At 58.5% G+C, this 24,786-nt stretch carries 23 protein-coding genes; 1 reads left to right on the forward strand and 22 read right to left on the reverse strand.

Annotation, left to right across the window (positions count from 1 at the left end; all coding sequences use genetic code 11):
• Positions 1-143: 143 nt before the first annotated feature.
• A complete protein-coding gene (locus KW848_RS25595) occupies positions 144-617 on the reverse strand; it encodes an Lrp/AsnC family transcriptional regulator (protein WP_008155731.1) in 474 nt (157 codons plus the stop codon).
• A gap of 145 nt (positions 618-762) precedes the next feature.
• On the opposite strand from KW848_RS25595, the gene KW848_RS25600 reads away from it, so the two are divergent.
• Positions 763-1,392 (forward strand): LysE family translocator, encoded by a 630-nt coding sequence (locus tag KW848_RS25600; protein ID WP_111448581.1) that lies wholly within the window; start codon positions 763-765, stop codon positions 1,390-1,392.
• A gap of 3 nt (positions 1,393-1,395) precedes the next feature.
• Here KW848_RS25600 and KW848_RS25605 read toward each other — a convergent pair whose 3' ends face one another.
• From KW848_RS25605 to mnmG, 21 genes are all read right to left on the reverse strand, one after another.
• Positions 1,396-3,510, reverse strand: a complete 2,115-nt coding sequence (locus KW848_RS25605) for a hypothetical protein (RefSeq protein WP_218538463.1) — start codon at positions 3,508-3,510, stop codon at positions 1,396-1,398.
• Entirely contained in the window at positions 3,497-4,693 is a 1,197-nt protein-coding gene (locus tag KW848_RS25610; RefSeq protein WP_218538464.1) for a DUF3142 domain-containing protein, read from the reverse strand. The genes KW848_RS25605 and KW848_RS25610 overlap by 14 nt, the downstream gene beginning before the upstream one ends.
• Before the next feature lie 111 nt (positions 4,694-4,804).
• Positions 4,805-6,835: a pyridoxamine 5'-phosphate oxidase family protein gene (locus KW848_RS25615; protein ID WP_218538465.1), complete on the reverse strand. Its 2,031-nt coding sequence runs from the start codon at positions 6,833-6,835 to the stop codon at positions 4,805-4,807.
• A 63-nt stretch (positions 6,836-6,898) separates the two neighbouring features.
• Positions 6,899-7,525, reverse strand: coding sequence for a glutathione S-transferase family protein (locus KW848_RS25620; protein ID WP_192408762.1), 627 nt, complete (start codon positions 7,523-7,525; stop codon positions 6,899-6,901).
• A 131-nt stretch (positions 7,526-7,656) separates the two neighbouring features.
• Positions 7,657-8,559: a LysR family transcriptional regulator gene (locus KW848_RS25625; protein ID WP_218538466.1), complete on the reverse strand. Its 903-nt coding sequence runs from the start codon at positions 8,557-8,559 to the stop codon at positions 7,657-7,659.
• A 78-nt stretch (positions 8,560-8,637) separates the two neighbouring features.
• Positions 8,638-10,470, reverse strand: coding sequence for a glutamine--fructose-6-phosphate transaminase (isomerizing) (glmS, locus tag KW848_RS25630; protein WP_218538467.1), 1,833 nt, complete (start codon positions 10,468-10,470; stop codon positions 8,638-8,640).
• A 1-nt stretch (position 10,471) separates the two neighbouring features.
• Positions 10,472-11,248 (reverse strand): DeoR family transcriptional regulator, encoded by a 777-nt coding sequence (locus KW848_RS25635; RefSeq protein ID WP_111448181.1) that lies wholly within the window; start codon positions 11,246-11,248, stop codon positions 10,472-10,474.
• A 217-nt stretch (positions 11,249-11,465) separates the two neighbouring features.
• Entirely contained in the window at positions 11,466-12,833 is a 1,368-nt protein-coding gene (gene glmU, locus KW848_RS25640; RefSeq protein WP_111448180.1) for a bifunctional UDP-N-acetylglucosamine diphosphorylase/glucosamine-1-phosphate N-acetyltransferase GlmU, read from the reverse strand.
• Positions 12,834-12,949: 116 nt separating this feature from the next.
• Positions 12,950-13,375 (reverse strand): F0F1 ATP synthase subunit epsilon, encoded by a 426-nt coding sequence (locus KW848_RS25645; protein ID WP_008155716.1) that lies wholly within the window; start codon positions 13,373-13,375, stop codon positions 12,950-12,952.
• A 45-nt stretch (positions 13,376-13,420) separates the two neighbouring features.
• The gene (gene atpD / locus KW848_RS25650) at positions 13,421-14,800 is read right to left on the reverse strand and encodes a F0F1 ATP synthase subunit beta (protein ID WP_033059678.1); all 1,380 of its coding nucleotides are present in this window, start codon (positions 14,798-14,800) and stop codon (positions 13,421-13,423) included.
• A 27-nt stretch (positions 14,801-14,827) separates the two neighbouring features.
• On the reverse strand, positions 14,828-15,688 hold the full coding sequence (atpG, locus tag KW848_RS25655) for a F0F1 ATP synthase subunit gamma (protein ID WP_008155714.1): 861 nt from the start codon (positions 15,686-15,688) through the stop codon (positions 14,828-14,830).
• Between the two features lie 50 nt (positions 15,689-15,738).
• The gene (gene atpA / locus KW848_RS25660; RefSeq protein WP_008155713.1) at positions 15,739-17,283 is read right to left on the reverse strand and encodes a F0F1 ATP synthase subunit alpha; all 1,545 of its coding nucleotides are present in this window, start codon (positions 17,281-17,283) and stop codon (positions 15,739-15,741) included.
• A gap of 21 nt (positions 17,284-17,304) precedes the next feature.
• Entirely contained in the window at positions 17,305-17,841 is a 537-nt protein-coding gene (locus tag KW848_RS25665) for a F0F1 ATP synthase subunit delta (RefSeq protein WP_008155712.1), read from the reverse strand.
• 12 nt (positions 17,842-17,853) lie between these two features.
• Positions 17,854-18,324, reverse strand: a complete 471-nt coding sequence (locus KW848_RS25670) for a F0F1 ATP synthase subunit B (protein ID WP_008155711.1) — start codon at positions 18,322-18,324, stop codon at positions 17,854-17,856.
• 56 nt (positions 18,325-18,380) lie between these two features.
• Positions 18,381-18,638, reverse strand: a complete 258-nt coding sequence (gene atpE, locus KW848_RS25675) for a F0F1 ATP synthase subunit C (RefSeq protein WP_002555987.1) — start codon at positions 18,636-18,638, stop codon at positions 18,381-18,383.
• Between the two features lie 133 nt (positions 18,639-18,771).
• The gene (atpB, locus tag KW848_RS25680; RefSeq protein WP_090177604.1) at positions 18,772-19,641 is read right to left on the reverse strand and encodes a F0F1 ATP synthase subunit A; all 870 of its coding nucleotides are present in this window, start codon (positions 19,639-19,641) and stop codon (positions 18,772-18,774) included.
• Between the two features lie 16 nt (positions 19,642-19,657).
• Positions 19,658-20,065 (reverse strand): F0F1 ATP synthase subunit I, encoded by a 408-nt coding sequence (locus KW848_RS25685; protein WP_007948092.1) that lies wholly within the window; start codon positions 20,063-20,065, stop codon positions 19,658-19,660.
• Positions 20,066-20,213: 148 nt separating this feature from the next.
• Positions 20,214-21,086 carry a ParB/RepB/Spo0J family partition protein gene (locus KW848_RS25690; protein WP_008027541.1) on the reverse strand — a complete coding sequence of 291 codons (873 nt, stop codon included), beginning with the start codon at positions 21,084-21,086 and terminating at the stop codon, positions 20,214-20,216.
• 9 nt (positions 21,087-21,095) lie between these two features.
• A complete protein-coding gene (locus KW848_RS25695; protein ID WP_008155709.1) occupies positions 21,096-21,893 on the reverse strand; it encodes a ParA family protein in 798 nt (265 codons plus the stop codon).
• An 18-nt stretch (positions 21,894-21,911) separates the two neighbouring features.
• On the reverse strand, positions 21,912-22,556 hold the full coding sequence (rsmG, locus tag KW848_RS25700; RefSeq protein ID WP_008155708.1) for a 16S rRNA (guanine(527)-N(7))-methyltransferase RsmG: 645 nt from the start codon (positions 22,554-22,556) through the stop codon (positions 21,912-21,914).
• Positions 22,553-24,451, reverse strand: a complete 1,899-nt coding sequence (gene mnmG / locus KW848_RS25705; RefSeq protein ID WP_218538468.1) for a tRNA uridine-5-carboxymethylaminomethyl(34) synthesis enzyme MnmG — start codon at positions 24,449-24,451, stop codon at positions 22,553-22,555. The genes rsmG and mnmG overlap by 4 nt, the downstream gene beginning before the upstream one ends.
• Positions 24,452-24,786: the final 335 nt, after the last annotated feature.

The raw sequence follows: 24,786 nt of genomic DNA on the forward strand, positions 1-24,786 counted from the left end.
TATCGGCGCTTGGGTGAAAGGAGGAGGGGCGAAATCTCCCACGGTCTGTACTGCGTCAACAGTCGGAATCGAGCCTTGTCCCTCCTCCTCCCTTCAAGTCCTACCATACAAGCGAGCCTGCTCGCGATTGGGTCGACTCGGTCTCAGCCCGGTAAATGCTCCAGCGGCAACGCCCCCGGGGTCTTCACCGTATGAATCGCAAAGTTGCTGCGGATGTCGCTCACGCCCGGCAATTTCAGCAACCGCCCCGTGAGGAAACGGTCATAGGCGCGCAGGTCCGGCACCACCACTTGCAGCAGAAAATCCGATTCCCCTGACACCAGAAAGGCCGAAATCACCTCGGGCAACGCGGTCACGGCCAGGCGAAAGGATTCGGCCTGTTCGTCGTTGTGCCGTTCGACCTTGACCCCGACAAACACCGTCAACCCAAGCCCCACTTCGTCGCGATCCAGATTGGCCTGGTAACCGCGTATCACCCCGGCTTCTTCGAGCATTCGAACCCGGCGCAAACAAGGCGAGGCGGACAGGCCGATCTCGTCAGCCAGTTGCACATTACTCAGGCGACCGTCCCGTTGCAGGGCGGCGAGAATCTTGCGGTCGTAGGCGTCGAGTTTCATGGTTTGGCAGATCCTGATGGTTTACCTGCAATCGAGTGGCAGGTTATGCCAACCAGAAGCATTTTAGAAGCGAACTACGCAACCACCTGCCCCTCCCTTCAGCCCTAGACTGGCCGTACCGAATCGACAACGAATGGGGTGCAACGTGGCAGGACTCTGGGTATTTTTCATGGCGCTGGCGGTGGTCTATCTGTTGCCGGGCCCGGACATGATCCTGTTGTTGCAGACCGGTGCCCGTCAGGGCAAAGGCGCGGCGCTGGCGACTGCGGTGGGTCTGGGCATTGCCCGTGGTTGCCATGTGGCGTTGGCAGCGTTGGGGTTGGCGGCACTGTTCAAGGCTGCGCCCTGGACGTTCGACGTGGTACGCCTGGCCGGGGCCGCGTATCTACTGTGGATCGGCATTCAATGCCTGCGAACCACAATGCTGCCGAGTTTGAACGGAGCTGACGCCCCCACCGAGAAACCTCGCTGGCGCACAGCGATCCAGCGCGGTTTGCTGACCAACCTGCTCAACCCCAAAGCATTGCTGTTCTGCTCGGTGCTGCTGCCGCAGTTCATCGATCCACATGCCGGGCCAGTGCTCGCGCAATTTGCGACCCTCGGGATTGTCCTGGTCGGTGTCGGCTTGCTGTTCGACAGCGCCTACGCACTGACCGGAGCAGCGCTGGGCCGTTGGCTGCAACGCAGTCCTTCAGCCCAGCGCCTGCAGCAGTGGCTATTCGGCAGCTTGTTGATCGGCTTCGCTGTGCGGCTGACCTTCGTGCAACAGGCTTGAGCCTTACCGAGTCCTGCGGCGGCGATTGATCAGCAACAGCGCCGCTGCCGTGACCGCTATCACACCGCCAAACTGCAACGGCGTTTTGTAAGGCCGCAGCTGCGCGCGCACGGCGTCGGTAACCTGGGTCACATAGCGTTTGTCGACATTTTGAAAGTCCGGCTGCTGGCATTGATGACCAAAATCGCCAGCCCAAACCACATACGGCCCTTCCTCGACATAACGACGGTAGAACGCGCTTTGCTCTTGCAGGCTGGTGCCCCACGACGAAGCCTCGCACAGCACCGCAGCAAACGCCTGACTGCTGTGGGGCAGATGATCAGCGGCCTTGCTCGCCAACGCCGTGGCGACAAAACGGTAGTGGAAGCGCTCATCAGGCTGCGCCACCGTGGCTTGCTGGCGCTGCACTTCACCCTCGGCTATCAGCGGTCCGACCTTGAGTTCAGCGCTTTCGAGGCTGTAATTGCCACCGAAGGTCGCGTAATCCGGCGACAGCTCGTAGCCCAACAACTCCATTCCGTCGAAACGCGCCAGTGTCGCGGCATAGTAGTAAGCGAATGCCCGTTTGGTCGGCCACCATTTGGATTCGGCTTCGTGGCGCCACTGCCCGTACCACGTGGCCTTGTGTTGCAACTCGACGTTCTCGAAGTACGCCGGAGCCTCGTCGTACCGCTCTTCGCGCAGCAAGCGTCGCCCGAGCAAATTGCGCAGTTTCGCCGCCACCGGCAACTGCACGTAGTTATCGCGATCTTGCTGAGTCAGAGGGGGCGGCGCCGGCACTTGAGTGTCGACGTATTGCTTGAGCTCATCGACGGTCAACACCCGCTCGGCGACCGTGGCGGCGTCGAACCAGTAGATCTCTTTACTGCGATAAAGCTGATCGAACGCTTGCAGGTAATCCCCGCGTTGCAACGCCAGGATCGCGCTTTCCCCCTCGACCCGGCACTTGGGCTGAAGCGTTTCGAAGTCCCAGTCTGGCGTGCGCCGCTCACCCCACGACTCATTCTGCGGGAAGGCCTGGGCAGCCTTGGCATACGCCGCGGCAGCCGCGTTTTTATCGCCATCGCGCACGGCCAGTTTGGCCCGCAGCCACCACGCCAGTCCGCCATCACCGGCGTGTTCGAGGAACGCCTTGGCGCTGGCGTAATCACCCTGTTGATAATTCACTGCCGCCAGGCGATCAGCGTTATCGAGGCTACCGCGGGTGCTGTTTTGCAGCAGTTTGATCAGTTTCAATTCGTTCGGCGGTTGATCACCGAATGACCAGCCCAGTCGGCTGATCAACGAGGCCGTCACCAGTTGCTGTACCGGTTTGCCCTTGAGCAACACCGCCAGTTGATCCTCCGGCAGCGCCGCCAGATCAGCGACCAGCAGTTTCAGCGAGGTGTAACCCACCGCCGAACCCTGAAGGTTTTGTGTGGCGTAGAGTTCGATGGCGCGGTTCCAGTCGCCGGCCGTGCGGGCGACGCGGGCCTCTTCGCCGAGACTGGCGACACCCAGTTCCAGAGGGTCACTGAAGCCGTCGATGCTCAGTTGACGGGTCTGCTCGAAGGCCTTTCGAGACTGAGCCAACAGGTCGGGACCGGCGTCCGCTTCCGCGCTCATCGCAAACAGCGCCCGACCTGACGAATAAGCCGCCCAGGTGCTGCGCAACGCCCGTTGATCCGCCGGCAATGCCAGCACCTTTTGGAAGTACTCGGCTGCCAGCCCATGATCACCGGCATTGAATGCCACCGCGCCGGCCAGATAAAGCGTGAGCTCAGCCGGCAGGCTCGCGCCCTGACTCTCGACCTCATGCGCATCGGTCAGGCTGCGTAACTGTTTCACCAGCGTTTGCTGCTCAGCCGTCAAACCGGATTGCTCAGCCTTTTCCCGCTGTTCTGCGTAGTCGGGCGCCTCCATGTTATAGACGGTTTCGGTGACGTTCTTCAGCCCGGCGACCGCATGCCCGAGACGACTGATTTCAAATCTGAAGTTGCCTTCCGGCAGCTCCGCCAGCGACTGGCCGCGGTTGTCCAGCAGACGCATCGGGAAATCCGGCCCGCAGGCCAGCGCCGAACCCAGCGGCAGGCTGAGGCTCAGGCAAAGCAGATGGCGGGGCCAGTTACGGGTCAACATTCGAACCTCCTTGATCAATATGTGCGCAACGAGCCCAACCCATGGCGCGCTGCCCGCCGGCCGGTATTCGACCCTCGCGCAGGCGGGTGAAGGTAAGCAGATCCGGACGTTGTTGCAATGCATAACCGGCCAGCGCATCAGCACCGTCACAACCTTGTACCGCGAGTGTCAGGCGTTCGGGCCAGGCGCTGTCGAGGTTGCCTTGATTGCTGAGGCTGATGTCATAGAGGTCGTTCTGCCCCGAGAGTTTCAACGCCAGTCGACTGTCGAGGGCATCGCCCCGCGCCACTGCCCCCAGGGTCGTCAGGCTCCAGGCCCGGCGGTCGCTGGCCAGCGGCAAACGAAACCAGATCAGGCCCGCCAGATGAGTGGGTGGATCGTTGCGTAATTCGGTCCCGAGCCGGCTCAGTTGCTGCGGATCGGCGAGCAATTCCCGGCGCTTGCCGCCCCGTTCGATCGGCACTTCGCTTTCCACCACCGGCGCACCGGCGGCGCCCGGCAACAACGCCACACCGTAGGCCGGCAGCGCCAGATAGAAAGGTTTGGAGGTGATGCGGCTCCAGGCCTTGGTCCATTGTCGAGCCTGATCCGCGTCGAACAAGCCACGCCGCGGATCGCTCACCGCGTGCACTTGCAACACGCTGCTGTCGACTGTGGATAACAATGTCGGCAACTCGGGACTGTCGAGCCAGGCCGGCAATGCGGTGATGCTCAGCGGAATGGAGGCCGGCAATATTGCGCGCAGATGCGTAAGAAATTCACGGTAGGCCGGTAGCCGAGCATTACCGGCATCGTGGTCGATTTCCACGCCGGATAGATTCAGCCCCTGCCCTTGCCAATCGCCGAGCACTTGCTGGATTTGCGCGGTGACTGCGTCCCGATCCAGCGACTTGAGCTGGCCATCAAGACGAATCACCGCGATCAGCGGCCGACCGTCACGTTTAAGCAGCGCCGGGTCAATCCGCGCCCGGCTCCAACCCGCCTCGGGGAATGCCTGCAAGGCCAGCACCCGCAGGGTGGAAAAGTCAGCGCGGCTGTCCCTCAACGCCGCGTCGTGGGCCGGTGTCCATTGCCGTTGCCAGATGTAGAGTTGCTGATCGAGCGGTGGCGCGTCCTGTCGTTCGCAACCGTTGAGCAATGCCATCATCGCCAGCAAGCCGATCATGCGAATGAAAAAAACCATCAAATGCCTTATCCCTGAAATGCAGAAAAGGCCTCTCAAGGCCCTTTTTCGCTCTGCTCGCTACCCTACTTAGCCAGTGGCTTGCGGGCAATGATCACCGGTGTTGAATTATCAAATATCCAATACCAAAGATTGCGACCCCTGCGCCGGAATCGCACAACAAATCAGCACGTGTCCGTCGTCCGGTACTTCGGCCGGCGGCTGTGGATAATTCACCTGGCCGCTGATCAGCCGGGTCTTGCAGGTCCCGCAGGAACCACCACGGCAGCTGAATTCCGGGCGCAATCCACGGCTTTCCGCCAACTCCAGCAAACTGCCGCCGTCCGGTTGCCAGCGGGCCTCCTTAGCCGAGCGCTGAAACACCACCGGCACGGAAGTGGTAGCAGCGGGCGGTTGCTCGATGACCACCGCGTCGGGGGCCGGCACCCGGCGCAAGGTCGAGGGGCCGAAGGTTTCGGCGTGAATCCTTGCATCACGGATGTCCAGTTCCCGCAGGCCGTCGTACAGCCCTTGGGTAAAACTGCCCGGACCGCAGAGGACAAAATCCAGCTGATCGTAGTCCTCCACTTCAAGGAGGGTCTTGATCAGCGCAGTGTCGATCCGCCCAGTCAGGTCGAAATCCTCACCCTCCAAGGTCCCTGCTTCCGGCTGACTCACCAGACGCAGCACCTTGACCGCATCGCCCGCGCCTTCGAGCAAGCGATCCAGCTCAGGACGAAACACTTGATCGGCCAACGTGCGCGAACTCTGGAAAAACCAGGTGGGTCGGATGCGCCGGGTGCGCAGGCCTTGGTAAACCACCTCGCGCAGCATCGACAGCAGCGGCGTGATGCCGACACCGGCAGCCAATAACACCAGCGGCCGACGCTCATTGGGTGCCACGGTGAAATGCCCTTGAGGCGCACGGGCCTCCAACAGATCACCGACGCGCACCTGTTCATGCAGATGCGAAGACACCAAGCCTTCACGCTTCACACTGATGCGGAAAAAATCATCTGACGGTGCGCTCGACAGACTGTAAGTGCGGATGTGCATCTCGCCGGCAATGTTGAAGCGCAGCGGCAAATGCTGCCCGGCCTGAAACACTGGCAACCCCGCGCCATCGGCAGGCTCCAGATAAATCGAGCGGATGTTGTGGCTTTCCTCTTTGATGCGCGCCACCCGCAGCGGCCGCCAGGTATCGCCCAAGGCCTGGGCTTGCAGACGGGCGTTGGCCTGCTCCCAGGTACCGGTAAGCAAACTGGTGGGTGACACACCGTCGAAGCGCCAGCGCAGAGCAAGCGCGGCGGGCCTGCGCACCACGCGTTCGACCTCGAATGTCCACAAGCGCTCGGCGCCTTGAAACGCCTCGACCTGTGGGCCTTCAAGAATGACGTCGGTGCGGCCACTGAGGTGCAGCAGCTCTCCCGAATTGAAATCGATAAACAGCAAACCAGCCCGGGGATTGAGCAGCAGGTTGCCCAAGGTGTTGAAAAACAGGTTGCCGGCGAAATCCGGAATGGTCAGGCGATTTCCTTCTACCTGTACGAAACCGGCCTGGCCGCCACGGTGAGAAACGTCCACCGAGCGTTGGCCATCAATGTCCACGTAACTGGCGACAAAGAACGTATCGGCGCCCGCGATCAGGGTTTTGGCCGCTTCATCCAGCCCGTTGAGGTGTTGCGCGATGCGAGTCGACGGATCCGCCAACGGCACCGAGCGAAACTGCCGCAATTGGATGTATTGCGGGCAATTGCCGAAGGACTGTTCAACCGCCACATCGAAGCCGCTCGCCGTCATCGCGCCGACTCGGCCGTTGAGACGATTGCGGCGACGGGTGTGCAGTTCGATCCCCAGCAGGCCGATCGCCGAGCCCTTCGTCAATTGCGCAGGATCATCAGCCCCCGGCAGGCTGCTAAATTGCAGCGCACCCGGCGTTGGCGAGTGAGCGAAACCCGGTGGCCCTTCAAGAATACTGGCCCATGGATTACCGTCGGCATCCACTGCGCCGTACAGCATGAACGGCAGTTGCTCATAGAACGTGCGGTGCTGATCCGGCATCTCGCGGCGAATCACCTTACGACCGAGCACCTCCATTCGCTCGGCAATGCCCACATGAGCCTGCAATTGTTTCTCGCCGGCGTGCCAGGGTGAACGGTCCACAACGACTTCTCCCCTGCGCCATCGGCGCAGTGTGAATGACCCGACAGTGCCGGGCCGTAAGCATCAGGCAGTTTTTTGCAGACCGGCAACGGTGCGCGGCATGCCGACAAACCCTGGCAAGGCTTCGATTCGTGCCAGCCAGGCGCGGATGTGGGCGTAGTTCTCCAGGGACACGTTGCCTTCTGGCGCATGGGCGATGTAGCTGTAGGCCGAAACGTCGGCAATGGTTGGCTCGGCGCCAGTCAGATACGGCGTTGCGGCCAGTTCCTGATCGATCACTTTGAGCACGGTGTGGGAATAAGCGATCACTTCTTCAGCGTTGTAAGCAGCCCCAAACACCGTGATCAGCCTCGCCCTGGCGGGGCCAAAGGCAATCGGCCCTGCGGCAATCGATAACCAACGCTGAACCTTGGCCGCCCCGACCGGATCGGTTGGCAGCCAACGTCCGTCGCCATATTTTTGTGCCAGATAAACCAGAATCGCGTTGGAATCGGCCAGCACCACGCCTTGATCATCGATGACCGGAACCTGGCCAAATGCATTGAGCGCGAGGAAATCCGGCTGTTTGTGCGCGCCCTTGGCCAGGTCGACAAATATCAGCTCGGTGGGCAAATGCAGCAGGGACAGCATCAGCTCTACGCGGTGAGCGTGGCCGGAACGTGGGAAGTTGTAGAGTTTGATCGCTTGCATGGTCGACTCCGCTGGGTGGTGGCGCTGTTGAACAGTGTTCAGCTCCGATGGGGCGTTATCTTCCACCCGCAACCAAAACAACAGAATAACCAGCCAACGCAATCCATTATTTCACCCAGTGAAATAAACCATCAGGCCTGCAAGGACGGATGCTCACGTAGCGCGCTCACCGCAAAATCCACAAAACTGCGAATCCGCGCAGGAGCCTTGCGCCCGCCCTGATAGACCACATGGATAGGCAATGGCGGCAGTTCGAAGTCAGCCAGAACGATTTCAAGCTCACCGGAAGCGACTTTACTCGCGATCTGATAAGACAGAACCCGGGTCAGGCCCAAGCCAAGGCACGCCGCCGTAATAGCCGCCTGATTGGCCGTCACCACCAGGCGCGGCGCTGGTCGAACACTCAGCGGCTCTTCCCCTTCGAGGAACGGCCAGGTTCTCGACTGACCGATAGAGGACGTCGCAACAACCGGCGCCTGAGCCAGATCCTGAGGATGTCGAGGTCGACCATGGGCCTTCAGGAATTCCGGCGAGCCACAAATCACCCGCCGAACCTCACCCACGCGAATCGCGTGCTGATTACTGTCGGGCAACTCACCGATCCGCACGGCGACATCGACGCCCTCCTCGACCATGCTGACCACTCGATCGACCAGCAACCCATTGATGCTGACTTCAGGAAACTGCGTCAGATAATTCACCATTACGGGCGTGACAAACAGCTCACCAAATAACACCGGCGCAGTAATCGTCAATTGCCCACGCGGTTGGGTATGGCTGCCCGCCGCCGAGTCCTCGGCTTCCTGCACCTCGGCGAGAATCCTCCGACAGTCTTCCAGGTAACGCTGACCCGCCTCGCTCAAATGCACGCTGCGGGTGGTGCGCGTCAGCAGCGAGGTGCCGATGCGTTTCTCCAGCGCCGCCACCGCGCGAGTCACGCTGGCGGCCGACAGGCCCAAACGCCGCGCCGCCGCCGAGAAGCCTTGGTCTTGGGCGACGGCAGCGAAGACCTGCATTTCCTGGAATCGGTCCATGGGCGTGTCCTCAATTCAGATAAAAAAAATCGCAACCGTAGGCTGCGATTTTTAATGTTTCCATCACCTGTGGATAACTTATTCCACCGTCACCGACTTCGCCAGGTTACGCGGCTGGTCAACGTCGGTGCCTTTCAACACGGCAACGTAATACGAGAGTAACTGCAGCGGAATGGTGTAGAGGATCGGCGACAGGATGTCGTGGATGTGCGGCATTTGCACAACATGCGTGCCTTCGCCATTGGTCATGCCAGCTTGTTCGTCTGCAAAGACGATCAGCTCGCCGCCACGGGCGCGGACTTCCTGGAGGTTGGATTTCAACTTCTCCAGCAGCTCGTTGTTCGGTGCCACGGTGACCACGGGCATGTCGTTATCCACAAGCGCCAACGGGCCGTGTTTCAGCTCGCCGGCCGGATAGGCTTCAGCGTGGATGTAGGAGATTTCCTTGAGCTTGAGCGCCCCTTCCATTGCCACCGGGAACTGCGCACCACGGCCGAGGAACAAGGTGTGGTTTTTCTCGGCGAACAGCTCGGCGACTTTTTCGACGGTGCTGTCCATGGCCAGGGCTTCGCCGAGGCGGGTTGGCAGGCGACGCAGCTCTTCAACCAATGTGGCTTCGACGTCTTTGGCCAACGTGCCTTGAACCTGGCCCAGGGACAAGGTCAGCAACAGCAGACCGACCAATTGAGTAGTAAAGGCTTTGGTCGAGGCTACGCCGATTTCGCGACCAGCCTGGGTCAGCAAAGTCAGGTCCGATTCACGCACCAACGAGCTGATGCCGACGTTGCAAATCGCCAGGCTCGCGAGGTAGCCCAACTCTTTGGCGTTACGCAGGGCGGCCAGGGTGTCGGCGGTTTCACCGGACTGGGAGATGGTCACGAATAGCGTGTCGGCCTGCACCACTACCTTGCGGTAGCGGAATTCGCTGGCGACTTCGACCTGGCACGGGATGCCGGCCAGTTCTTCGAGCCAGTAACGGGCAACCATGCCGGCGTGGTAACTGGTACCGCACGCGACGATCTGCACGTTACGCACTTTGGCGAACAGTTCGGCAGCCTGTGGACCGAACGCTTGCACCAGCACTTGATTCTGGCTGATGCGACCTTCCAGGGTACGTTGCACCACAGCCGGTTGCTCGTGAATTTCCTTGAGCATGAAGTGGCGGAATTTGCCCTTGTCGGCGGCTTCGGCACCATCACGGTATTGCACCGACTCACGTTCGACCACTTGACCGCTCAAGTCCCAGATCTGCACGCTGTCGCTGCGAATTTCGGCGATATCGCCTTCTTCCAGGTACATGAAGCGGTCAGTGACCTGGCGCAGGGCCAGTTGATCGGAAGCCAGGAAGTTTTCACCCATGCCCAGGCCGATGACCAGCGGGCTGCCGCTGCGGGCTGCAACGAGACGATCCGGTTGCTGAGCGCTGATCACCGCCAAACCGTAAGCACCGTGCAGCTCTTTGACAGTAGCCTTCAGGGCCACGGTCAGATCAGGCAGATCCTTGAGTTTGTGGTCCAACAGGTGGGCAATGACTTCGGTGTCGGTGTCCGAGGTGAACACGTAACCCAAGGCTTTCAGTTGCTCGCGCAGGGCTTCGTGGTTCTCGATGATGCCGTTGTGCACCACCGCCAGATCACCGGAAAAATGCGGGTGAGCGTTGCGCTCGCTCGGCGCACCGTGAGTGGCCCAGCGGGTGTGGGCGATACCCAGGCGGCCGGCCAGCGATTCTTCGGCCAGCGCCAGTTCCAATTCACTGACCTTGCCCGGGCGACGCAGGCGCTCAAGCTTTTGGTCATTGGTGTAGACCGCTACACCGGCACTGTCATAGCCACGGTATTCCAGGCGTTTCAGGCCTTCGAGCAGGATGGCGGTGATATTACGTTCTGCGACTGCGCCAACAATTCCACACATGCTATTTCTCCTGATTGACAGCCGCGAGGATCAAGTTGATTCCACGGGCCTGAATCTGATCCCGTGCCTCAAGCGGCAGGCGATCATCGGTAATAAGGGTATGAACGCTGCTCCACGGCAGCTCCAGGTTGGGAATCTTGCGGCCGATCTTGTCGGCCTCCACCATGACAACCACTTCCCGGGCGACTTCAGCCATGACTCGGCTCAGCCCCAGCAGCTCGTTGAACGTGGTGGTACCGCGAACCAGGTCGATGCCGTCGGCACCGATGAACAACTGGTCAAAATCATAAGAGCGCAGGACCTGCTCGGCCACTTGCCCCTGAAAGGACTCGGAATGCGGGTCCCAGGTGCCGCCGGTCATCAACAGTACCGGCTCATGCTCAAGTTCGCTCAAGGCATTGGCGACATGCAGGGAGTTGGTCATTACGACCAGGCCCGGCTGCTGGCCGAGTTCCGGAATCATCGCCGCCGTGGTGCTGCCGCTGTCGATAATGATCCGCGCATGCTCGCGAATCCGTGCAACGGCGGCGCGAGCGATAGCCTGTTTGTATATGGACACCGGCTGACCAAGGTCGGCCACCAGCTCTTGAGGCAGGGTAATCGCTCCGCCATAACGGCGCAGCAGCAAGCCATTGCTCTCAAGTGCAGCGAGATCCTTGCGGATCGTAACTTCCGACGTTTCGAAGCGCTTGGCCAGCTCATCCACACTGACTTCGCCCTGCTCATTGAGCAAGGCGAGGATGTTGTGACGGCGTTGAGGTGTATTGCGCTTCGACATGGCTTGGTAAGTTTCGATTCGAAAGATAACGGAAGCAATCAAAACCTATTGGCGAAACTTCGTCAAGCGTGGGGCGATAAAACGACCTGTGGATAAAAGCATCGCGGGCAAGCCCGCTCCCACAGGTTTTGCGAGATCCATGTGGGAGCGGGCTTGCCCGCGAATTCGATGGTGCTGCCTGTGAATAACTTAAGCAGGTCCCAAGTATGTGGATAACTCAGCTTTTCTTAATCTTCTCCGGTCGTTTCCAACCGTCGATATTCTTCTGCCGCGCACGGCCCACGGCCAACTGCAAGTTATCCACATTCTGTGTAATGGTCGAACCAGCAGCAGTGGTTGCCCCGGAAGAGATATCCACAGGCGCAACCAACGAGTTGTTGGAACCGATGAACACATCTTCACCCAGCACGGTTTTCCACTTATTCGCGCCGTCGTAGTTGCAGGTAATGGTGCCCGCGCCGATGTTGGTGCGCGCGCCGATTTCGGCATCACCCAGATAGGTCAGATGACCGGCCTTGGCGCCTTCGCCCAGGTGAGCGTTTTTCAACTCAACGAAGTTACCCACATGGGCGCGTGCTTCCAGCACAGTTCCCGGACGCAAACGAGCGAACGGGCCGGCATCGCTGCCTTCGCCGAGAACCGCGCCTTCGATGTGGCTGTTGGCCTTGATCACCACACCTTTGCGCAGGGTGCTGTCCTTGATCACGCAGTTCGGGCCGATCACCACGTCGTCCTCGATAACGACCTTGCCTTCGAGGATCACGTTGATGTCGATCAGCACGTCGCGGCCGACGGTGATTTCACCGCGTACATCGAAACGAGCAGGATCACGCAGGGTCACGCCTTGAGCCATCAAACGACGACCGGCGCGCAGCTGATAGTGACGCTCAAGCTCGGAAAGCTGCTTGCGGTCGTTGGCGCCCTGCACTTCCATGGCGTCATGCGGTTGCTCGGTTGCCACCACCAGACCGTCGCTGACCGCCATGGCGATTACGTCGGTCAAGTAGTACTCGCCCTGGGCGTTGTTGTTCGAAAGACGGCTCATCCAGCCAGCCAATTGCGCGAACGGCAGCGCCAGAATGCCGGTGTTGCCTTCAGTGATCGCTCGTTCGGCTTCATTGGCGTCTTTCTGCTCGACGATGGCTGTCACCTTGCCGTCGGCGTTGCGGACGATGCGGCCATAGCCGGTCGGGTCGTCCAGTTCGACTGTCAACAAACCCAGTTGCTGCGGCGCTACTTGCTTGAGCAGACGCTGCAGGGTCTCGACTTCGATCAATGGCACGTCACCATAAAGAATCAGGACGGTATCGGACTCAATGAAAGGCACCGCTTGAGCAACGGCGTGGCCAGTCCCAAGCTGTTTGTCCTGCAGGACGAAATTCAGATCATCAGCCGCCAGACGCTCGCGCACTGCATCGGCGCCATGGCCGATCACGACGTGGATGCGCTGTGGATCAAGTTGCCGGGCGCTGTGGATAACATGGCCGAGCATCGAGTTGCCGGCAATCGGATGCAGAACTTTCGGCAGTGCCGAACGCATGCGAGTGCCTTGACCAGCAGCGAGGATAACGATTTCTAAAGACATGACTGGCTACCAATCCTGGGTGGTCAGCGACTGCGACCAGGTTATGAATATCTAAAAAGAAAAAAGGGTAGCCGAGGCTACCCTTTTTAATCAATCGCACAACAAGCAGTGGCCTATTAGTGGCCGAACTTCTTGCGGATCTGCTGGACGGTGCGCAGCTGAGCTGCAGCCTCGGCCAGACGTGCGGCAGCAGAACCGTAATCGAATTCTGCACCACGGTCATGCAAGGCCTTCTCGGCAGCCTTAACGGCTTCCTGAGCGGAGGCTTCGTCCAGGTCGGCAGCACGTTGCACAGTGTCGGCAAGTACCTTGACCATGTTCGGCTGAACCTCGAGGAAACCGCCGGAGATGTAATACACCTCCTCTTCCCCGCCCTGCTTGATCAGGCGGATCGGGCCCGGCTTGAGATTAGTGATCAGCGGCGCGTGACCCAGGGCGATACCAAGATCACCCAGTGCACCGTGCGCAACCACCATCTCGACCAGGCCGGAGAAGATTTCCCCTTCCGCGCTGACGATATCGCAATGGACTGTCATAGCCATCTGATTGCCTCAACCTAAATTAGCGCCCGTTGCCGGGCGCCGGGATTACAGTTTCTTGGCTTTCTCGATCGCTTCTTCGATGCCGCCGACCATGTAGAACGCTTGTTCTGGCAGGTGGTCGTAGTCACCGTTGAGGATGCCTTTGAAGCCAGCAATGGTGTCTTTCAGGGAAACGTATTTACCCGAAGCACCGGTGAAGACTTCAGCCACGAAGAACGGCTGCGACAAGAAACGCTGGATCTTACGAGCACGGTTTACCAACTGCTTGTCGGCTTCCGACAGCTCGTCCATACCCAGGATCGCAATGATGTCCTTCAGTTCTTTGTAACGTTGCAGAACATACTGTACGCCGCGAGCGGTGTCGTAGTGGTCCTGGCCGATTACGTTCGGGTCCAGCTGGCGCGAAGTCGAGTCGAGTGGATCGACCGCTGGGTAGATACCCAGGGAAGCGATGTCACGGGACAGAACGACGGTAGCGTCCAAGTGGGCGAAAGTGGTCGCTGGCGACGGGTCAGTCAAGTCATCCGCCGGTACGTATACCGCCTGGATCGAGGTGATCGAACCGTTTTTGGTCGAAGTGATACGCTCTTGCAGAGTACCCATCTCTTCGGCCAGGGTCGGCTGGTAACCTACTGCGGAAGGCATACGGCCCAGCAGTGCGGATACTTCAGTACCGGCCAGGGTGTAACGATAGATGTTGTCGACGAACAGCAGAACGTCGTTACCTTCGTCACGGAACTTCTCGGCCATGGTCAGGCCGGTCAGTGCTACGCGCAGACGGTTACCCGGCGGCTCGTTCATCTGACCGTAAACCAGTGCCACTTTGTCCAGAACGTTGGAATCCTTCATCTCGTGGTAGAAGTCGTTACCCTCACGAGTACGCTCACCCACACCGGCGAACACGGAATAACCGCTGTGCTCGATGGCGATGTTACGGATCAGTTCCATCATGTTTACGGTTTTGCCTACACCGGCACCACCGAACAGACCGACTTTACCACCCTTGGCGAACGGGCAAACCAGGTCGATAACCTTGATGCCGGTTTCCAGCAGGTCGTTGCCGCCCGCTTGTTCAGCGAAGGTTGGCGCAGGACGGTGAATGCCCCAGCGCTCTTCGGTGTCGATCGGGCCAGCTTCGTCGATCGGGTTGCCCAGTACGTCCATGATCCGGCCCAGGGTCGCTTTACCGACCGGTACGGAGATGGCTGCGCCGGAGTCCTTGACTTCCAGACCGCGCTTCAAGCCTTCGGTGGAACCCATCGCAATGGTACGAACCACGCCGTCGCCCAGCTGTTGCTGAACTTCGAGAGTAGTCCCGGCCGCGCTTTGTACCAACAGCGCGTTGTAGATGCTCGGTACGCTGTCGCGTGGAAATTCCACGTCGATAACGGCGCCGATGATTTGAACGATACGTCCGCTACTCATAGCTGGATCCTCTGAATATTTGAACCGTTAAACCGCGGCAGCGCCGCCGACGATTTCCGAGATCTCTTGGGTGATCGCAGCCTGACGCGCCTTGTTGTAGACCAGCTGCAAATCGCTGATCAAATCACCGGCGTTGTCGGTAGCGTTCTTCATCGCGATCATCCGCGCAGCTTGTTCAGCCGCGTTGTTCTCGACCACCGCCTGGTAGACCTGCGACTCGACGTAACGGACCATCAAGCCGTCAAGCAGCTCTTTGGCATCCGGTTCGTAGAGATAGTCCCAGTGGTGCTTGAGCGATTGATCCGGGGTTGCCTCCAGTGGAATCAACTGCTCCACAGTAGGCGTTTGCGTCATGGTGTTGATGAACTTGTTGGACACCACGGACAGGCGATCAATACGGCCGTCCAGGTAGGCATCCAGCATCACCTTGACGCTGCCAATCAGATCATTGATCGACGGCTCTTCACCCAGGTGGCTGATAGCTGCAACGACGTTACCGCCGAAGTTGCGGAAGAAAGCCGCACCCTTGCTACCAACAACACACAGATCGATCTCGACGCCGTTTTCGCGGTTTACCGCCATGTCCTTGACCAGGGCCTTGAACAGGTTGGTGTTCAAGCCACCACACAGACCACGGTCAGTGCTCACCACGACGTAACCGACGCGCTTTACTTCGCGCTCGCTCATGAAGGGGTGGCGATATTCCGGGTTGGCGTTGGCCAAATGACCAATAACCTGGCGGATGCGCTCCGCGTAAGGACGGCTAGCAGCCATGCGCATTTGTGCCTTGCGCATTTTACTGACCGCCACTTTTTCCATGGCGCTGGTAATCTTTTGCGTGCTTTTGATGCTCGCAATCTTACTGCGAATCTCTTTTGCGCCTGCCATGTAACACCTATCAGGTTAGCAAGCGGGAGCCTTGCGGCTCCCGCTGCGGCTTACCAGGTTTGGGTGGCCTTGAACTTCTCGATACCGGCTTTCATGCCAGCGTCGATTTCGTCATTGAAGTCACCCTTCACGTTGATCTTCGCCATCAAATCGGCGTGATCGCGGTTGAAGAAAGCAATCAGCGCTTGTTCGAAGCTGCCGATCTTGGCGATTTCAACGTCAGTCAGGAACCCACGCTCAGCGGCATACAGCGACAGCGCCATGTCAGCGATCGACATTGGTGCGTATTGCTTCTGCTTCATCAGCTCGGTAACGCGCTGACCATGCTCAAGTTGCTTACGGGTCGCTTCGTCCAGGTCAGAAGCGAACTGGGCGAATGCCGCCAGTTCACGGTACTGAGCCAGAGCGGTACGGATACCACCGGAGAGCTTCTTGATGATCTTGGTCTGAGCGGCACCACCCACACGGGATACCGAAACACCGGCGTTCACAGCAGGACGGATCCCGGAGTTGAACATGGCCGATTCCAGGAAGATCTGACCGTCAGTGATGGAAATCACGTTGGTCGGAACGAACGCGGAAACGTCGCCAGCCTGGGTTTCGATGATCGGCAGTGCGGTCAGGGAACCGGTTTTGCCGGTCACTGCGCCGTTGGTGAACTTCTCTACGTACTCTTCCGAAACGCGGGATGCGCGCTCCAGCAGACGGGAGTGGAGATAGAACACATCGCCTGGGTAAGCTTCACGGCCTGGTGGACGGCGCAGCAGCAGGGAAATCTGGCGGTAAGCCACTGCTTGCTTGGACAGATCGTCATAAACGATCAGCGCGTCTTCACCGCGGTCGCGGAAGAATTCACCCATGGTGCAACCGGAGTACGGTGCCAGGAACTGCAGTGCTGCAGATTCCGAAGCGCTCGCAGCCACGACGATGGTGTTAGCCAGTGCGCCGTTTTCTTCCAGTTTGCGAACCACGTTAGCGATGGTCGATTGTTTCTGACCGATCGCTACGTAGACGCAGAAAATGCCGCTGTTTTTCTGGTTGATGATCGCGTCGATCGCCAGAGCGGTTTTACCGATCTGACGGTCACCGATGATCAGCTCACGCTGGCCACGGCCGACAGGGATCATGGCATCGACAGCCTTGTAGCCAGTCTGTACAGGCTGGTCTACCGACTTACGCCAGATCACGCCTGGAGCAACTTTCTCGACCGCATCGGTCTCGGTGTTGTTCAGCGGACCTTTGCCGTCAACTGGGTTACCCAGTGCGTCGACTACGCGACCCAGCAGTTCCTTACCAACCGGAACTTCGAGGATGCGGCCAGTGCACTTGGCGCTCATGCCTTCAGCCAGAGACTGGTAGGAGCCCAATACAACGGCACCTACGGAGTCTTGCTCCAGGTTGAGAGCCATACCGAAGACGCCGCCCGGAAACTCGATCATCTCGCCGTACATGACGTCGGCCAGACCGTGAATCCGCACGATACCGTCAGATACGCTGACGACAGTGCCTTCGTTACGGGCTTGGGAGGTCACATCGAGCTTGTCGATGCGGCCCTTGATAATTTCACTTATTTCGGAAGGATTGAGTTGCTGCATTGCTCTGCTGCCCCTTCAAACTCAAGATTTCAATGCTTCGGCAAGGTTCGCGAGTTTGCCGCGTACCGAGCCATCGATTACCAGGTCGCCGGCGCGGATGACAATGCCCCCAATAAGGGATTTGTCTTCCTCGACTTGCAGGCGCACTTCCCGGTTGAGTCGTGCACTGAGAACCTTGGCGAGTTTGTCTTGCTGTTCTTGGTTCAATGCAAAAGCACTGGTGACTTCAACGTCTACCGATTTCTCTTGTTCGGCCTTGTACAGGTCAAACAGAGCGGCGATCTCCGGCAACAGCGGGAGACGGTCGTTTTCGGCAACGACGTTAATGAAGTTCTGTGCCTTCACATCAAACTTGTCGCCGCACACGTCAATAAACGTGGCGGCCTTGTCTGCGCTCGTCAGTCGCGGGGCCTTGAGCACGCGCTGCATGGTGTCGTCTTGCGACACTGCTGCAGCCAGGCCGAGCATGGCTGACCAAGAGGCCAGTTGCTGGTGGGCCTGGGCGTGCTCGAAGGCTGCCTTAGCGTAAGGTCGGGCCAACGTGGTCAATTCTGCCATGATCGCCCTCGCTTAAATTTCAGCAGCCAGTTTGTTTACCAGCTCCGCGTGCGCGTTTTGATCGATTGTGGCACCCAGGATCTTCTCGGCGCCGCCAACGGCCAGAGCACCCAATTGGGCACGCAGCGCGTCTTTGACACTGTTCAGTTCCTGCTCGATCTCGGCCTGAGCCTGAACCTTCACACGGTCAGCGTCGATACGGGCTTTTTCAACAGCCTCTTCGACGATCTGGTTACCGCGTTTCTTGGCTTGCTCAATGATTTCAGCTGCCTGAGCTTTTGCTTCGCGCAGTTGATGACCCGCTTTCTCTTGGGCCAACTCCAGGTCGCGAGCTGCTCGGCTGGCAGCATCCAGTCCATCCGCGATCTTCTTCTGACGTTCGTGCAAAGCCGCGATGACCGGAGGCCACACGAACTTCATGCAAAACAGTACAAAAATGAAGAACGCAACGGACTGGCCAATCAGGGTTGCATTAATGTTCACGCCAACACCTCGCTCGTTCGTTGCACATCACACCAATTACTCGAAGGTTCGAGTAATTAGCCAGCGAGTTGACCAACGAATGGGTTCGCGAAGGTGAAGAACAGAGCGATACCAACACCGATCATGGTTACGGCGTCGAGCAGACCGGCAACGATGAACATTTTGACTTGCAGCATTGGAACCATCTCTGGCTGACGCGCTGCGCCTTCCAGGAACTTGCCGCCCAACAGGCCGAAACCAATTGCGGTACCCAGTGCGCCCAGGCCGATCAACAGTGCAACAGCGATAGCGGTTAGACCAACTACAGTTTCCATCTTTCCTCCCGACTTTTACGTCGTATGGTTTAGGTTTTTTAGATTTTAAAGCGGTAAAACAAATCGTTTCATAGCCCTGTTCGGGCACCCACTCGTTTGACCGAGTGGGACATCAGACTAGTCGAGACTGGTCTTAATGGTTCTCTTCGTGCGCCATCGACAAGTAAACGATGGTCAGCATCATGAAGATAAACGCCTGCAGGGTGATGATCAGGATGTGGAACACAGCCCACGCCCACTGCAGAACTATGCCCAGGCCGCTAAGCCAGAGCAGACCACTGCCGAACATCACAGCAATCAGAATGAAGACCAGTTCGCCGGCGTACATGTTGCCGAACAGACGCAGTGCCAGGGAGATTGGCTTGGCCACCAGCGTCACGAACTCCAGCAGGAAGTTCACCGGGATCAGCAGGGCTTGAACGAAGATGTTCTTGCTGCCGAAAGGGTGCAGGGTCAGTTCGCCGATGAAGCCGCCGATGCCCTTGACCTTGATGCTGTAGAAAATGATCAACGCGAATACCGACAGGGCCATGCCCAGGGTCGCGTTCGGGTCAGTGGTCGACACCGCACGGAACGGAATGTGATGGTCGCCAGTGATCAGGATGGCCAGCTGAGGAATCCAGTCGACCGGGATCAGGTCGACGGCGTTCATCAGGAAGACCCAGACGAAGATGGTCAGTGCCAACGGTGCAATCACCGGGCTACGGCCATGGAAGCTGTCTTTCACGCTGCCATCGACGAATTCGACCAATACTTCAACGAAGTTCTGCAAAGCACCAGGCTGACCGGAAGTCGCCTTCTTTGCCGCCATGCGGAAAAGAAGAACGAAGATCAGACCCAACGCGACCGACCAGCCGAGAGTATCGACGTGGAAAGCCCAGAAGCCCATTTCTTTGGCTTCTGCTGCGGTGTGGGCAAAACCCCACCCGCCAGTTGGGTGCTGACCGAAGGTCAGGTTCTGCAAGTGGTGCTGGATATAGCCCGAAGCGGTTGTCTCTGCCATGGTTGCCTCAAACGCCCTAAGGTCTCGAAAGTCTTGTTCTCATCAGCAGGGGCGCGAACCAGCTGACCAGTTGGGTCAACACGAAGACGCCGAATACAGCTAGCGGCGCCAATGGCTTCACACCTGCAAACGTCAATGCAAAGAGCACTGCCGTCAAAATTAGTTTGCCCGCCTCGCCGGCATAAAAAGACCGGACGATGGCTTGAGCTGCTCGGGCGCCGGAAAACCGAAATGCCCTGTGAGCGAAATAAACATTGGGTAGCAAGGCTATCAGGCCTCCGCAGAGTCCTGAGTACCCGGCTACGACTCCATGCCAGTACCAAAGCGCCAAAGCGGCCAGTACCAAAACGACAAATTGAGCCAGTAGGACCGGAAAAACTGCCAGGCGATGGAACGGCAAGCGGTTTGGCGTGCGGCTCTCCATCGTTTTTGCTCCCCAATGATCGGCTGCCAGAATTCAATAACTTGGCATAATTTGTGCCGACAAAATGCGCGCAGAGTATAGGGGCGGTTCTGCCCCTATTCAACTGTCAGGTAGTGATTTCCGACTGCACGCTACATGAGGAAATGTTTCAGCGAATGTGCGCAAGTACACCTTGAAGCTCATCGAGGGAGTTGTAACCGATCACCAACTGCCCCTTCCCCTTTTTCCCGTGGCGAATCTGCACCGCAGAGCCTAGGCGCTCAGCCAGACGCTGTTCGAGTCGAGCGATATCCGGGTCCGGCTTTACCGGTTCAGCAGGTTCCTGTTTACCACTCAACCACTGGCGAACCAGTGCTTCAGTCTGGCGTACAGTCAGCCCCCGTGCGACAACATGTCGCGCCCCTTCAACCTGTTGATTTTCCGGTAAACCGAGCAAAGCACGGGCATGACCCATTTCCAGGTCGCCGTGGGACAGCATGGTTTTGATGACTTCCGGCAACGCGATCAAGCGTAGCAGGTTGGCCACGGTCACGCGGGATTTGCCCACGGCTTCGGCCACTTGTTGCTGCGTCAGCTGGAATTCCTGCTGCAAACGCTGCAACGCAACCGCTTCTTCGATCGGGTTGAGGTCTTCGCGCTGGATGTTCTCGATCAGCGCCATGGCGATCGCAGTTTCATCCGGCACATCACGAACCATTGCCGGGATGGTTTCCTGGCCCGCTTGCTGGCTGGCGCGCCAGCGGCGTTCACCGGCGATGATTTCGAAGCGACCGCTGCCAATCGGACGAACCACGATCGGCTGCATCACACCCTGAGCCTTGATCGACTGCGCCAGCTCTTCCAGCGCCTGGGGATCCATATCCCGGCGCGGCTGGTACTTGCCGCGCTGGATCAGGTCCAGAGGCAGGTGCTGCAGCTCACGCTGATCAGCCTGCACCGCTTGTTCTTCCAGCGAGCTGACAGTCGGACCACTCAGCAGTGCATCCAGTCCACGTCCGAGACCTCGTTTCTTGACGGCCATGGGGATTCCTTAAGTTGCCTGAGCAGCGGCAGTGCGTGAGTTTTTGCGTTGACGACGAACCATCTCGCCCGCCAATGCCAGATAGGCAATGGCGCCCCGCGATGATTTGTCGTACGCCAGCGCCGGCATGCCATAGCTTGGTGCTTCAGCCAGGCGGATGTTGCGCGGAATCACCGTGTCGTAGAGCTGCTCGCCGAAGTGTTCCTTGAGCTGCGCCGAAACATCGTTCATCAGGCTCAGGCGCGGGTCATACATGGTCCGCAACAGGCCTTCGACTTTCAGGTTCGGGTTCAGCAACTCAGCGATGCGCTTGATGTTATCCACAAGGTCGCTCAAACCTTCGAGCGCGAAGTACTCGCACTGCATGGGGATAATCACCCCGTCAGCAGCGACCAAAGCGTTCAGCGTAAGCATCGACAACGACGGCGGACAGTCGATCAAAATGTAATCGTAGTTTTCACGGATCGGCGCCAGCGCGCTGCGCAGGCGGCTTTCCTTCATCTGCATTTCCAGCAGAACCACTTCGGCCGCGGTCAGGTCGCGGTTGGCCGGCAGCAGTTGGTAACCACCGTGCTCGGAGTAGTGCATGGCCTGGGCCAGATCGCATTCGCCGATCAGCAGGTCGTAGACCGAGTTCTCCAGGCCGTGTTTATCCACACCGCTCCCCATGGTGGCGTTGCCCTGTGGATCGAGATCGATCAACAGCACCCGACGCTTGGTAGCGACCAGGGAAGCTGCGAGGTTGATACAGGTGGTGGTCTTGCCCACACCACCCTTTTGGTTCGCTATCGCGAATACCTTAGCCATTCTTGCTTGTGTTCCCAATCATGCCGTGCGGCGCAGTATCAGCAGATGGCGTTGGCCTTGGCAACCGGGTACGGCCAGGGCGTGTTCGCTATCGAGGTGGAAGTCTGCCGGCAATGCTACCAGCTCATCGGCGGGATGAACGCCCTTCATTGCCAGCCAACGTGTTTCGGTGTCGCCGAGGTGGCGAGTCCAGTTGCTGAAGTTCTCCATGCTGCTGAACGCCCGGGAAATGATCCCGTTGAATGGCTGAGCAGGTTGAAAAGCTTCGACGCGACTGTGGATAACTTGCAGGTTATCCAGTTTGAGTTCGAGTTTGACCTGAGTCAGGAAGCGGGTTTTCTTGCCGTTGCTGTCCAGGCAAGTCACTTGGGACTCCGGAAACAGGATGGCCAGCGGAATACCCGGCATGCCACCACCGCTGCCAACGTCCAGCCAGCGGCCGTTTTCGACGAACGACATCACGCTCAAACTATCGAGCAAGTGACGGGAAACCATTTCATCCGGATCGCGTACGGCGGTCAGGTTGTAAGCCTTGTTCCATTTGATCAACAGGGCCAGATAACCCAGCAGCTGAGCATGCTGGGTTTCTGTCAGCGTGACACCGAGCTGGCGAGCACCTGTGGATAACTCTTCTGCGTGTTGCGAGGTGACCAACGAACTCAAGCGCTTTGCTCCAACTGACGGCCCGCGCCGCGTTTTTTCAAATGAATCATCAACAGCGAAATCGCTGCCGGCGTCACACCCGGGATACGTGACGCCTGGCCCAAAGTCTCTGGACGGGTCGCCCCGAGCTTGCTCTGGATCTCTTTGGAGAGACCGGAAATATTCGTGTAATCGATATCCACAGGCAGTTTTGTGTCTTCGCTGGCCCGCAGCCGTGCGATTTCATCCTGCTGGCGATCGATGTAACCGGCGTATTTGGTCTTGATTTCGACCTGCTCGGCGACTTGTGGATCTTCTGCGCCGCCACCGGTCACGGCGATCAGACCAGCGTAGTCGATTTCCGGACGGCTCAGCAGGTTGAGCAAGTTGTATTCGTGGGTCAGCGGCGTGCCGAATTTCTCGGAAATCGCGTCGCCTTGCTCGGTGCCCGGGCGCACCCAGGTACTTTTCAGGCGTTGCTCTTCCAGCGTGATGCTTTCGCGTTTGGTGCAGAACGCAGCCCAACGCGCGTCATCCACCAGACCCAGTTCGCGACCTTTTTCGGTCAAGCGCAGGTCGGCGTTGTCTTCACGCAAGATCAGGCGGTATTCGGCGCGGGAGGTGAACATCCGATACGGTTCCTGGGTACCCAGGGTAATCAGGTCGTCGACCAACACGCCGATGTACGCCTCGTCGCGACGCGGGCACCAGGCATCTTTGCCCTGAGCACGCAGTGCGGCGTTGGCCCCGGCCAGCAAACCCTGGGCGCCGGCTTCTTCGTAACCGGTGGTGCCGTTGATTTGCCCGGCGAAGAACAGACCGCCGATGACTTTGGTTTCCAGGTTGTACTTCAGGTCACGCGGGTCGAAGTAGTCGTATTCGATGGCATAACCCGGACGAACGATGTGCGCGTTTTCCATGCCGCGGATCGATTGCACGATCTGCAGTTGCACGTCGAACGGCAAGGATGTGGATATCCCGTTCGGGTACAGCTCGTTGGTCGTCAGGCCTTCCGGTTCGATAAAGACCTGATGGCTGTCCTTGTCGGCAAAGCGATGGATCTTGTCTTCGATCGACGGGCAGTACCGCGGACCGATGCCTTCGATCAACCCGGCATCGGAATACATCGGCGACCGATCCAGGTTGGCAGCAATGATTTCGTGGGTGCGGGCGTTGGTGTGGGTAATCCAGCAGCTGACCTGTTTCGGATGCTGCTCTTTGGAACCCATGAACGACATCACCGGGATCGGTGTATCGCCGGCTTGCTCGGTCATCACCGAGAAATCCACAGAACGACCGTCGATACGCGGCGGTGTACCGGTTTTCAGGCGACCGACGCGCAATGGCAATTCACGCAAACGGTGAGCCAGGGCGATCGACGGTGGATCACCGGCGCGGCCACCGGAAAAATTCTGCATTCCGATGTGGATAAGTCCACCGAGGAAGGTGCCAGTGGTCAACACCACGGAGTCCGCGAAGAAACGCAGGCCCATTTGGGTGACAACACCGCGCACTTGTTCCTGCTCGACGATCAGGTCGTCGGCAGCCTGTTGAAATATCCACAGGTTCGGCTGGTTTTCGAGGATTTCGCGGACAGCGGCCTTGTACAGAACCCGATCAGCCTGAGCGCGGGTTGCCCGCACGGCCGGGCCTTTGCGGCTGTTCAATACGCGAAATTGAATACCACCTTTATCGGTAGCGATGGCCATCGCGCCGCCGAGGGCATCGATTTCCTTGACCAGATGGCTTTTGCCTATCCCACCGATAGCGGGGTTGCAACTCATGGCACCGAGGGTTTCCACGTTATGCGTCAACAACAGGGTTTTTGCACCCATGCGTGCTGAGGCCAGTGCTGCCTCGGTACCGGCATGACCGCCGCCGATGACGATCACTTCAAAACGGGAAGGGAAATCCACCACGCACCTCGTGCCTGCTTCAGTTAGGTAATCAGGAATAGTTTGAGCTCAGGTTTTTGGACCTGGTCGGCAAGTATAGGGACTTCGCCCTTCCTAAAGAACCCTTTGCACAAAATTTAACCAGCTGTGGAGAAGTCGTGGTTATAGAAATTAAAAAGAGAGAAATTTATTAAATCTTTGTTTTTATGTTTATTTCTACTGAGCCATCTTTCTGTGGATAGAACTCTACAAGCCTTTATATTCAATGTGTACAGAGATTCAAAACCCTGTGGTCATGTGCCAAGGAGGCCCTTGGATAACCGGTTTAAGCCTGTGGATGAAAGGGGTGCTTATCC

The sequence above is a fragment of the Pseudomonas sp. PDM25 genome (genome assembly GCF_019219045.1).
Lineage (GTDB): Bacteria > Pseudomonadota > Gammaproteobacteria > Pseudomonadales > Pseudomonadaceae > Aquipseudomonas.